This window comes from Streptomyces sp. NPDC101225 (assembly GCF_044767585.1).
Lineage (GTDB): Bacteria > Actinomycetota > Actinomycetes > Streptomycetales > Streptomycetaceae > Streptomyces.
Window position 1 is genome coordinate 229,293 of the sequence record NZ_JBIWOE010000011.1, and the last position, 11,148, is coordinate 240,440.

The window sequence follows — 11,148 nt, forward strand, 5'->3', positions numbered from 1 at the left end:
CGGGGGCTGCCGGCCCTACCACGACGGCAGCCCCCGCCCGGCCGGACCGGTGCAGTCGTCGCCGTATCAGACCGCGGCGCCGAGGTGCCCGCCGGCTATCAGCTGAGCTCGCAGCTTCTTGCGGGCGTCGAACATCGTCTTGTAGAGCGCGTTGCGGTTCGTCTCCAACTCGCCGGCGAGCGTTTCCAGCGGAACCCCGCTGACGACGGCGGTGAAGACCTGCCGCTGGTGGGCGCTCAGCGCTGTCTCGACTGCGTCGCGTACGGCCTCGACGAGCTCTCGCGCCTGCCAATGACTGACGGGGTCGGCGCCGGAACGGTCTGGCACCTGCGCCCATTCCTCCGCGTCGAACCGGGCGTTTCCGACGGCCCAGAAGTGACGGCCCAGTTTGCTGGACACTTCAAGGACGACAAACCGGTACGCCCATGTGGTGAACCTGGCGTCCCCGCGAAATTCATGGATTTTGCGCGTTATCCTCATCAGGGCATCGGCGGCCGCCTGATGGGCGATATCCTCCAGTTCGGGCCCGGTGATTCGATAACGCGAACCCCGGCGGAATACCTCGCTCATGGCAATCCGCACCAGCATTTCATGCAGCCGCGTGCAGGCCCGCTCAAAATGCGCCCCACGACCGCCCTCCAGTGCGTCCACCCAGGCGGCGGACTCCGGGTCGAACGGCTCTCGCCCCGTGGCGGGCCCCGCTGCCGGGGCGCCGCTGCTGGTTCTGGCAGATCCGCTCGCAGCCGAGCGGCGCGTACTTCTGACATCCGTAGAGTGCATGGCCTTCAATCCCCAGGTCATCTCGTACGAACGAGCCCATCACGCGTCCATCTACAGGCCGTCTACGTGCAGTCGCTGTTTTCGCTTTCGGCCTGCGCCCCTGGATTTCACGGATGGTGTTTCCGGCGTACTTCGACGAGGGACTCGCATGCGGCGCTGAGCGCGCTTTCCCGTACGGTCCGCACGCGACTCGCTTCACGCCACGTCCCGGGACCGTCCCCCGGGAGCAGGGACCGCACCACACAGCCCGGACGGGCTCGGAAACCTGTCGCAGGGTGCTCCCGGCCCGGCGGATGCAGACGGCGGTAAGGAGTCCGCGAACGCGGCAGCTAACGATGGAAGAGCCGGCCGTTCGACCCGCCGAGCCGGGGCCCCCGCATGCCTGCCGCGACCTGCCGAAGGCACGGGCCTTGTCCGTCGGGACCGCGCCCTCGGCAGGTCGCGGTCTCAGTCGAATCCGGCGTCATGGAAAGGGGAGCACAGCGTGTTACCGGCAAGAGCGTATGCCGTGTTGGCGGGGGGATGCTTCTGGGGCATGCAGGAGCTCTTCCGTGAATTTCCTGGCGTCGTGGGCACCCGTGTCGGCTACACCGGCGGCGAGGTGGTGGAACCGACCTACCGCGACCACGGAAACCATGCGGAGGCGGCCGAGCTCACCTACGACCCGTCCGGGACGGACTACCGCAGCATCCTGGACTTCTTCTTCCAGATCCACGATCCCACCACCTTGCACCGGCAGGGCGACGATGTCGGCATGAGTTTCCGGTCCGCCGTCTTCTACCTGGACGAGGAGCAACGACGCATCGCCCGGGCGGTGATCACGGAATGTGACGCGTCCGGACTGTGGCCGGGGCGGCTGGTCACCGAGGTGGTCCCGTCCGGCACGTTCTGGGAGGCGGAACCCGAGCACCAGGACTACCTGAGGCGCCATCCTGACGCCCACATGAGCCAGTACGTCCGAAGGGACTGGAAGGTACCCCGATCACCGACGTAGCTCACGCGACCCCGTCGGGCGACAAGTGCCAGGGGCCCTTCCCGGCGGGGTGCGAGGGTGCGCCTGGTGGCGCGCCCGCGTGCTGCCCACGGACACGATGGCGCCGTCTTCGACCGCGAGCCGCTTCCACGCCTCGACGACCTGGTCCCGGTCCGCCAGGTCGGCCGCCACCGTCCCCGCGCTGCCGGAGCGTGACCGTGCCGTTACGGCGTCGTCGAGCTTCTGCCCGAAGCGGCTCGGCGGATGCTCCGTTCGGCACCTGCTCGTCTCGGCCACTGGCCGCGGCACCGTCCGCGCAAGGTGCCGGATACGACGCCATGGACGCCGGCCCCCGCCCGCCCTACCGGCCGGCCGGATTGCCCTGGTCGAGGAGCCCGTCCCCCGCCTGCTCCGCCGCGTACGCCGCCACGAGCCGATTCCAGCTGTACCGGCCCGGGCCTACCTCCGAGACGAGGTGTACGCGAATGAGACGCGACAGGACCTGGCGGACCCGGCACTCGGGCCGCCCGGCCAGGTCCGCGACCTGCGATGCCGCGAACAGGGGTTCCGGACAGGCGCTCAGGTCGCGGAAGAGAGCGGCCGTCTCCGTGTCGAGCAGGCGGTAGGAGCGATTGATGGACGCGCGGACGTCGAGCGCCTGGTCCTCCTCGCTCACGAACGCGTCCAGGGTGCGGTGTTCCGGCGCCTCGTACTCGTCGGCCAGGCTCGCCAGGCGCATCTGCGGCCGATAGGCGGCGCGCGCCGCGACGTTGGCCAGGGCCAGAGGGAGCTGCCCGGCCAGCCGGATGATGCGGTCGACGGCCTCGGGTTCAGCCGCCGTCCTCGCTGCGCCGAGCCGACGCGCGAGGAGGCTGCGCGCGTCCGCCTGGCTCAGGGGCATCAGCGTCAGGGGAAGTGCCTGGTGGGCGGCGACGAGCGCGTGCAGTTGCAGGCGACTGGTGACGAGGGCCATGGAACCGGGCCCTCCGGGGAGAAGGTGCCTGAGCTGGTCCGTGTTCCCTGCGTTGTCGAGCACGACGAGCACTCGGCGCTTGGCCAGCAAGCCGCGGTACATGAGCCCTCGTGCCTGCGCGGTCTCGGGCATGTCCTCCGGGCGGACTCCCAAGGACTGCAGGAACTCCTCGAGTACGTGCGCGGGGTCGCGCGGCTCGGTCTCCGGTCCCGCTCCTTGCAGGTCGGCAAAGAGCTGGCCGTCCGGGAAGCGGTCGGTCAGACGGTGGGCGACGGTGGTGGCGAAGGCTGTCTTGCCGACGCCGGCCAGTCCGCCGATCGTGCAGATGGCCACGGAGGACGACGCTTCCGCGTCGGCGACCAGGCGCTCTATCTGTTCCTGCTCCCTCTCGCGGCCGACGAGGCTCGGCAAGGCGGCCGGAAGCTGCGCCGGGGCATGAGGCGAGAGCGTTCGCGGCGCGCTTTTCGGACGGTCGGCGTTCTGCGCGAGCTCCAGTCGCCCGGAGAGGATGCGCTCGTGGACCTGCTGCAGTTCCGGCGACGGACTGACGCCGAGACGTTGACGCAGCAGGTGACTGGTCGTGTGGTAGATCGTCAGGGCCTCGGACTGCCGGCCGGCGCCGTAGAGCGCGGTCATGAGGAGGCCGCACACGCGCTCTCGAAGCGGGTGCTCGACAAGCAGGGCGGACAGTTCCGCGGCGGCCTCGGCGTAACGCCCTCTGTCCACTTGGCAGGCAAGCTGCTCCTCGGCACAGGCGAGACGCAGCTCACCGAGGACGCTGCGCTGCTGGCCGGCGAACGGCCCCGGCACCCCGGCGAGGGCCACGCCTTTCCACATCTCGAGGCCCTCGGTCAGCAAGGTCACCGCGGAGGCCAGATCGCCACTGCCGCGCGCCTCCCGCGCCCTTGCCGCCGTTCCCTTGAACCTGTTCAGGTCTAGAGCGTCCGGTTCGATGTGCAGCAGGTAGCCCCCGTCGACCAAGCGAACGGAGCTGTCGCTCATCTCCCCGAGCGCCTGCCTGAGGCGGTAGATGTACGTGCGTACGGAGCCCACGGCCGACGCCGGGGCCTCGTCGCCCCACACGTCCTCCACCAGCTTCGAAAGGCTTACCGGCCTGCCTGCTCTGAGCAGCAGCGAAGCAAGCACGGCGCACTGCCTCGGCTGACCCGCTCCGGCCTCGACCCCCTCCCTGTGCAGCCGGACTGGGCCGAGAACTGAGAACTGGACGCCCGCATCCATGGTGCCTACCGCCCTGAGGATCCTTGTGAGGCTTGACCGCTTGGCCGTCCGCAAGGGACTACCTTCCCTCAACCTACCGCAGATCACTCCACTTTTCAGGACTAAATAGTCCTCTTCTTGTCGAAGTCACGCACGTTTTGTGCAGAGGGCGGCACGTTTCGTCTACGGCCGAGCCGCGTGCGGGCACGAAGACGCGCGGACACCCCGCGACCGCCTCACCCTGACGCCCCCCGGGCACCCGACCCCGCGGGCAAGCTCAGCGCCCTGCCGATTCCTCAGCGGCACCGCGGCCTCCGGCGGGCGCGGCATAGGCCTTGACATGCCCGATCGCCATGTCGAGAGCGATCCTCATGGGTTTGACGTCCTGAGCGGTCTGCGCGAGGAGGTATCCGCCCTGCAGAGCGGCCATGAGGCCGGTGGCGAGTTCCCCCGCGTCCGCATCCGCACGCAGGACTCCCGAGTCCTTCATCCGCAGCAGTCCTGCCTCGAGGAGCCCTTCCCAGGTGGCGAAGTGGCGGGCGATGGCCTCGCGTGCTTCCTCGTCCTGATCGGCCAGCTCACTGGCAAGGGAGCCGAGCGGACAGCCGTACGCCCCGTTTCGCAGCGCATTGCGTTCCACCACCGCGTCCCGCCAGCGCTCCAGCCCGCGGAAGGAGTTGAGCCGTCGCAGTAGCTGCTGGTGGCGTTCGAGGACTTCCGCAGCCTGCAACGCAACAACGTCCCGCACCAGCGCGTCCTTGTCCGGGTAGTGGCGGTAGAGCTGGGATTTACTCGTTCCGCTGGCAGCCCTGACGTCGTCGAGCGTCGTGTGGGAGACGCCCTTGACGTACATCATGTCGCCGGCGGCCCTCAAGATGCGCTCTCGAGTCGCCCGCCCACGCTCGGTCAGCCGGGAGCCGCTTTTGTCGGGTGCCAGTTCCGCCACATCGGCCAGGTTACCGCTGCGGACCGTAGCATGAATCGGAATGGACCTCAAGGTCCTTTTCTTGGGGTCCCGGTGCACGCTCACCGCGGTCCCTCAGGTCTTTCCGGTCTTTCACGACCACGTCGGCTCCCCGCGCATTCGGCGCGTCGCCCTGGCCGTTCCCGGCGACGCCGACCACACGCAGGCGGGCATGGACGCCGGACGGTCGGGCCATGTCGAGTGGAAAGCCCCGATCACTGCTCCGGATGTTCGGAAAGTCCGGGCCACACATCCGGCCCACCTCCCTGCCACTCAATGAGTTCACTCTCCTCGATCTCGATCGGATCGAGGTCGGCGAGTCGGAGAATCTCGGTGACGTCATCCAAATGGGAGGCGACCCCCAGGATCACGTCACCCCCGGTAACCCGGCGGGAGCCGTCCAGCGCCGGGGAGTGCACCACGATGTGTGGAAACTGGGGCGACCACTGCGTCATGACTGACCTCGTTACTGACCTCGTTACTGACGCTCACTGGGCTTCGGTGGCGCGCCCTTCCGGCATCTCGAACATGCTCAGGTACTGGCCGTAGCCCTCACGCTCCAGTTCCTCGACGGGGATGAAGCGCAGGGAGGCGGAGTTGATGGAGTACCGCAGTCCGCCCCTGTCGCTGGGGCCGTCGGGAAACAGGTGCCCAAGGTGGCTGTCTCCGTTCACCGACCGGACTTCGACACGGACCATCCCGTGACCGGTGTCGGGCAGCTCCACGACGTGGCCGGGCTCCAAGGGCTTTGTGAAGCTCGGCCACCCTGTGCGGCTGTCGCACTTGTCCGTGGAGGAGAACAGAGGCTCTCCCGACACGATGTCGACGTAGATGCCGGGGGCCTTGTTGTCCCAGAGGGCGTTGGCGAAGGAGGGCTCCGTCTCGTCCTGCTGGGTCACCCGGTACTGCAGTTCCGTGAGCTGCGCTATGCGCTCAGCGCTCTTGTGGTGTTCCGGCATAGCCGCCTCCCAGGCGTCGTGGCTGCATCAGCCCTTCTGGGATTTCGCGTCACGCGCCGCCGCTCCCTTACCTCTCCCTCACGGCGCGTTCTCGTCGCTCGTCCGCCACAGTTCGGTGAACGCGTCGGTGCCGGATCGAACCCGCACGGTTCAAGACGCCTTGGGCAGCCGCCATTCCGGGCGGATGCGGTGACAGGTGTACCCGTTCGGAGAGCGCTGCAGATAGTCCTGATGCTCAGGCTCGGCCTCCCAGAAGGCTCCGGCCGGCATCACCTCTGTGACGACCTTCCCGGGCCACAGACCTGAGGAGTCCACGTCGGCGATCGTGGCCTCCGCGACACGTCGCTGTTCGTCATCGAGTGAGAAGATGGCCGACCGGTAACTGAGGCCGACGTCGTTTCCCTGCCGGTTCGGCGTGGTGGGGTCGTGCACCTGGAAGAAGAACTCAAGGAGCGCCCGGTAGTCGGTCCGGGCCGGGTCGTAGGTGATTTCGATGGCCTCCGCGTGGCTACCGTGACTGCGGTAGGTCGGATGCGCCGTCTCACCGCCCGTATAGCCGACACGCGTCGAGACCACGCCGTCCAGGGCCCGGAAGAGCTCCTGCAGGCCCCAGAAGCACCCGCCCGCCAGGATCGCCCTCTGCAGTGCCATCGTTCTGTTGACCTCCTGTGTATTCCGCCGTCCTGACCCGACGGGCCAGAGCGCGTGGATCGTGCTCTACGGCCCCGGCGGTGTCCCCCGGACACGCTGCCCTCGGACTTGGGCACCGTGACGGCGGCAGCGCAGCGCCCACCATGGTGCGCTGCACGACCCGCGGATTCCTTACATCTCTTCGCAACGCCACGATCGCGTCCGACGTGCTCAATTAGGGGGGAGGATGTGCAACTGTTCGCACGCACCAACCTCGTTCCGGGCCGCCCGGCGGCGCCTGACGCCGCCGACAGGTCATGCCCGAACCGAAGCCTCACACCCGCTGTTCAGGGAACGAGCACAAGCTTGCGGCCTGCTGTCCGGCCCGCGGCCACCCGGTCCAATGCGGCCGGCCCCTCCGTCAGCGGCAGAGCTTCGGGCGTGAGACGAAGCAGCCCATGTGCGAGGCCGGTTGCCAGCTGGGTGAGCTGCGCGGCATCAGGCCGTACGTAGAGGTTGGTACTGGTAATTCCGCGCTCGGAAGCCGGCGCGTCGGAGGTCAGCGAGCACAGCTGCCCGCCGTCACGCACGAGCGGCAAGGCGATCACTGCCGTGCCGGGCGCGGCGATGACGGCCGCATCGAACCCGCCTTGTACTCGATTCGGCCATGCCGGGTCGTGGTAGTCGACGACCTCGGCCGCTCCGCACTCGCGGAGGCGCTCAGCGGCGGATGGCGAGGCTGTCGCCGTCACCTCCACACCGGCGGTCGCCGCGAGCTGGATGGCCAAGGCACCGGTGCTGCCGCCTCCGTTGGTGATCAGGAGGCGCTGCCCTGTGGTGAGCCCCAGGGCCTCCAGAGTCTGCACTGCGGTGAGCCCGATGACCGGGAGTGCGGCCGCCTCGACGGGTTCCAGTGCGGTGGGGACAGGGGCCGTGTGGGCGGCGGTGACAAGGACCTGCTCGGCCCAGAAGCCGCTGCCGCCCGGGAGCGGCGCCTCGTGCGCCACCACCCGGTCACCGACGGAGATCCCTTGGACATCGGGCCCGATGGCGCGAACCCGGCCGACGCCCTCGACTCCCAGCGCGGCGGGTGGCCGCAGGCCGACGTCCCAGCCGCCGGTGTTCAGCAGCTGGTCCCACGGTCCCACACCGGCGGCCTCGACCTCGATGAGTACCTGACCCGGGCCGGGGGGCGGGGGTTCGGGAAGGCTGAGGAGGACGGTCTCCGCGACCCCGGTTGCGGAGACTCCGCATGCTTTCATTTCTGCTCCTCAACTCGGTACGGGCCGGGAGCAGCCCGACTGCTCCCGGGCGTTGCAGCGGTGCTCTTTCACGGAAGCAACTTCTCCACACCGGCGGCACCCTCTTCGCTGAGAAGGCGGCGCGCCTCCTCAAGCCTCTCCGGCGTGATGTCGTGACCGGATGCCAGCACTACGTCTTCCGGGTCGGGCAACTCTTCCGTCCCCGTGTGGAGAACCGCATCCGGAGTTTGCTCCCCCCACTCGTCGTCGACAGCGCCTTCAGACATGGTGACTCCTCTTTCCGAATACGTGCGAAGGGCGTCGCTCCGCGCCCTGTCCAGCAGGAGAGATCGGCCATTCAAAGGGTGGCGACCTTCACCGATCGCTCGGGCCCTCGTGCTGGTTCGCTGCCCAGGCATACGCCTCTGCCAGATCCTTCAAGGCTGCTGCGACCGCCCCGTGGTCCTTGTGCGCCTCCTGTTGGCGCGCTTGAGAGACGATCGCCTCGAAAAGCGCCACTTGAGCATCTCGTTGCACCGTCGAGTCAGCACTGCTCACGATGTCCTCCGAATTCCCGTCCGGGCAAGAAACCAGACCCGGCCTCACGCCGGCCCTCGTTGCGGCCGATGCACATGGCATACGCGAATCAGCGCGCCGAGCCGATCAGCAAGCTGTTTCTCCGCAAATGGTAGAGCGGCGTTGATCTACAGCTCATCTACGCTGGATCGATTCTCCGTGAGGAGTTGGCAGCACGCCAAAGTGCCTGGTGGAAGTTCGTCCGCCAGCCTGTCTCCGTCAACCGCCACACACAATTCCGCCAGAGGAGTTGTCGGTAAGACGGCGCGCGGGAGCGACGCCAAGGAGACACCACGTGCCCGTCGGCGACCCGGCCGATGTTCCGGTCAACCGATGTTCCCGTCAACAAAGGCACCGGCACCTCACGTAGTCATGGCAGACCTTCGGGGGGGGGGAGACAGCCTGATGACCTGACGCGTCACGGATGGCTTGGCCTCAAGAACCCGCTCGGCCGACGCGCCCGACGAGGCCGCATACCGATCGACCGCTCCGTTGGTGACGAGAAAGGCGACCACGTCCCTGATGCATCACCAGCAGGAGCCGAGACAGACCACGGTTTCCATGACGTTCGAGCAGTTGCTGGAAAAGGTGCGGTATGAAGGCCGGTACCCCACCTGCACACAAGCCCGCCAGGTCGTGGACGCCGTGCTGGCCGCGTTCGGGCGCCAGCTCACAGGCGGAGAACGGGTGGAGTTCACCGGCAAGCTCCCCCATGAGGCAGCGGTCTCCTTCACCTCCGAAGTCCCCGCTGTCGAACCTCTCACCGGCCGTGGGTTCGTCAAAGACCTGGCGTCCCGTACCGGCGGCACTCCGACACCACCCGCTGGGACACCGGTACCGTCCTACGCGTCATGGCCCAGCTCGCCGGCGAGGAGCTCACGGGCCGTATCCTCGCCCAACTTCTCCCGGGCTACGCCCTGTTGTTCGGCCGTGCCGAGCTCACGGCCTCCTGGCGCGAGGGGTGGCCGCCCGCCCGGCTCGCGTCGGAGGGCTCCGAATCACCGCCGAAGGCGCATGTGTCGCGTGGATGCCGAGCGGAGCACGGCGAAACCACGACCCTGCCGAACGGCGCCGCGGTCAGCCGGACGGACGGAACGCGGACCTTCCGTTCCCAGGCAGGTGCGGGGCCAGACCATGACAACCCCGGTGCATGAGGCAGGCCGCAAGCCCGTTGATTCGCTTCTGGCTACCCGGCGTTCCTATGCCGATCCCCACGGGGTTCGCGCCGAGGGTCGAGGTAGCCCTCGGCGCGACGGCCCGAAGAAGCCCCCATGCGGCCTGAGTTCCCGTGATCGCCGTGCTGCCGAGCCGGCGCGATCAGCCCATGTGTTCCTTGAGGTAGGAGACCAGGCCGAGAACGTCCTCCGGCACGAGTCGGCCGATCGCTCCGCTCGAGTAGACCGCGGTGATGACGGTGCCATCGGGGGCCAGCACGAAGCCCGTCGACTGCAGATGCACAGGCTCGTCGTTGACGAAGGCACCGGTCGCGTCGGCGACCGCCCGCGCGTCCGCACTGTGCCCCACGGGGAAGGTGAGCTTGTGCTTCTCCACGACCTCCTTCGTCGTGGCCTCGTCGTCGACGGAGAGCGCGACGACCTTGATCCCCACCTGGGCGAATCGGTCTCCGGCTCGTTGGAAGGCCCTCAGTTGCGCGATGCAGTAAGGACACCACGAACCGCGGTAGAAGAGGACGACGCCGAAGCTGCCGGCGAGCTCCTCACGGATGTCGAGGATGCCGCCCCCGACGGCATTGACGGTCAGGGCGGGAAACGCCGCGCCGGTATTCAACAGGCCCATGAACTCTCCTTGGTGACAAGGCATCTCATTGCGAACAGGGAGTGGATCTTTCGGACCCGATGGTGCGGGACGCCCGGTCACCCACACCGACCGGGTCATCGGACGGGTCGCCGCGAAGCGGTCGGCGGTCCTTCCGCTCAACGCCATCTCGTGCCTCGCGTCAGTGGGTGCCGACGCCCGAACGGCAGGCGGCTCCCGTCTATACGCGTGCCTGCAGGGCTCGGTTCTTACCGCCGAAGCGCGGTGCGTGCGACGTCGTAGAAGCCTGCGGGCTGGTTCCCGACCAGTCCCCTCCGGGGCTGGCTCGTGGTGCCGATCCGTGTGGCGATCGACCTGCGTCAACGCATCGACGTGCGTCAACGAGGCGTGGTTTCAGCCTGCTTCGGCTCGGTGAGGTCTTGATGAGGGCGTGGATCGTGGTGATGACTCACCCGTGCTGCCTTACCCGGCTGTGCCGGACGCGGGTTGTGTGCGGCAAGGACGGTGACCAAGGTGGCGGCGACGGCGAGCCCGCCGTATCCGAGGGCGATCTGCGGCAGCGAGAAGGTGTCCGAGAGCTCCCCGGAGATGCGGCTGGGAAACACCGCGCCGTCGTAGCGGAGGAGGTAGATCGCACTCAAGATCGGTGCCCGGTCGGCCAGGGTGCTGTCGTGGAGCAGGCCACGGGTGGCGGCGCTGATGGCGATGCCTTGACCGGCGTCGGCGACGATCGTTGCCACGATGAACAGCGCCAGCGTGCCCTCGCCGATCGCCGCAATGATGCCGATCCATCCGGTCAGGAAGATGACCATACCGATGCGTTGGGCCGCCGCGGGGGTGGACCGGCCGCCGAGCGGAGCACCGAGGACGCTGGGGGCCATGTGGCCGCGAACACGAGTCCGAGGACGATGGCCCCGCCTGTATCTCTGCGAAGAAAACGACACCGTGCAGAACTAGGCCCAAGCCGTGTAGTTAGGCGTGGGGTTGGTGTGTCAAGCCGTAGGAAGCAGAGATGGAGCTCCTGCTAGAACCGTGTCGACCAAGATCACTGTTCAGCA

General features: G+C 68.0%; 12 protein-coding genes and 1 pseudogene. 2 read left to right on the forward strand and 11 right to left on the reverse strand.

Annotation, left to right across the window (positions count from 1 at the left end):
- Window positions 1-66 precede the first annotated feature (66 nt).
- Complete coding sequence (locus ACIRPX_RS18715; RefSeq protein ID WP_404195364.1) at window positions 67-651, reverse strand: RNA polymerase sigma factor; 585 nt, start codon at window positions 649-651, stop codon at window positions 67-69.
- A 613-nt stretch (window positions 652-1,264) separates the two neighbouring features.
- On the opposite strand from ACIRPX_RS18715, the gene msrA (ACIRPX_RS18720) reads away from it, so the two are divergent.
- On the forward strand, window positions 1,265-1,774 hold the full coding sequence (gene msrA / locus ACIRPX_RS18720; protein ID WP_404195367.1) for a peptide-methionine (S)-S-oxide reductase MsrA: 510 nt from the start codon (window positions 1,265-1,267) through the stop codon (window positions 1,772-1,774).
- A gap of 340 nt (window positions 1,775-2,114) precedes the next feature.
- Here the strand turns inward: msrA (ACIRPX_RS18720) and ACIRPX_RS18725 are convergent, their stop codons facing one another.
- The 8 genes from ACIRPX_RS18725 to ACIRPX_RS18760 form a co-directional block, all read right to left on the reverse strand.
- Complete coding sequence (locus ACIRPX_RS18725; protein WP_404195370.1) at window positions 2,115-3,872, reverse strand: BTAD domain-containing putative transcriptional regulator; 1,758 nt, start codon at window positions 3,870-3,872, stop codon at window positions 2,115-2,117.
- Between the two features lie 349 nt (window positions 3,873-4,221).
- Window positions 4,222-4,890 carry a TetR/AcrR family transcriptional regulator gene (locus ACIRPX_RS18730; protein ID WP_404195373.1) on the reverse strand — a complete coding sequence of 223 codons (669 nt, stop codon included), beginning with the start codon at window positions 4,888-4,890 and terminating at the stop codon, window positions 4,222-4,224.
- 233 nt (window positions 4,891-5,123) lie between these two features.
- Complete coding sequence (locus tag ACIRPX_RS18735; protein WP_404195376.1) at window positions 5,124-5,363, reverse strand: hypothetical protein; 240 nt, start codon at window positions 5,361-5,363, stop codon at window positions 5,124-5,126.
- Between the two features lie 33 nt (window positions 5,364-5,396).
- Window positions 5,397-5,867 carry a peptide-methionine (R)-S-oxide reductase MsrB gene (msrB, locus tag ACIRPX_RS18740; protein ID WP_404195378.1) on the reverse strand — a complete coding sequence of 157 codons (471 nt, stop codon included), beginning with the start codon at window positions 5,865-5,867 and terminating at the stop codon, window positions 5,397-5,399.
- A 150-nt stretch (window positions 5,868-6,017) separates the two neighbouring features.
- Entirely contained in the window at window positions 6,018-6,518 is a 501-nt protein-coding gene (gene msrA / locus ACIRPX_RS18745; RefSeq protein WP_404195381.1) for a peptide-methionine (S)-S-oxide reductase MsrA, read from the reverse strand.
- A 326-nt stretch (window positions 6,519-6,844) separates the two neighbouring features.
- Entirely contained in the window at window positions 6,845-7,759 is a 915-nt protein-coding gene (locus tag ACIRPX_RS18750; protein ID WP_404195384.1) for an NADP-dependent oxidoreductase, read from the reverse strand.
- A 68-nt stretch (window positions 7,760-7,827) separates the two neighbouring features.
- Window positions 7,828-8,025 carry a hypothetical protein gene (locus ACIRPX_RS18755; RefSeq protein ID WP_404195387.1) on the reverse strand — a complete coding sequence of 66 codons (198 nt, stop codon included), beginning with the start codon at window positions 8,023-8,025 and terminating at the stop codon, window positions 7,828-7,830.
- An 88-nt stretch (window positions 8,026-8,113) separates the two neighbouring features.
- On the reverse strand, window positions 8,114-8,296 hold the full coding sequence (locus ACIRPX_RS18760; RefSeq protein WP_404195390.1) for a hypothetical protein: 183 nt from the start codon (window positions 8,294-8,296) through the stop codon (window positions 8,114-8,116).
- A gap of 540 nt (window positions 8,297-8,836) precedes the next feature.
- Between ACIRPX_RS18760 and ACIRPX_RS18765 the strand changes: the two are divergent.
- Window positions 8,837-9,258 (forward strand): annotated as a pseudogene (locus ACIRPX_RS18765) (DUF2267 domain-containing protein); the annotation flags it as partial.
- A 373-nt stretch (window positions 9,259-9,631) separates the two neighbouring features.
- Here the strand turns inward: ACIRPX_RS18765 and ACIRPX_RS18770 are convergent.
- Together ACIRPX_RS18770 and ACIRPX_RS18775 are read right to left on the reverse strand one after the other, a co-directional pair.
- A complete protein-coding gene (locus tag ACIRPX_RS18770; RefSeq protein WP_404195393.1) occupies window positions 9,632-10,111 on the reverse strand; it encodes a peroxiredoxin family protein in 480 nt (159 codons plus the stop codon).
- Window positions 10,112-10,467: 356 nt separating this feature from the next.
- Complete coding sequence (locus ACIRPX_RS18775) at window positions 10,468-10,902, reverse strand: hypothetical protein (RefSeq protein ID WP_404195396.1); 435 nt, start codon at window positions 10,900-10,902, stop codon at window positions 10,468-10,470.
- Window positions 10,903-11,148 lie beyond the last annotated feature (246 nt).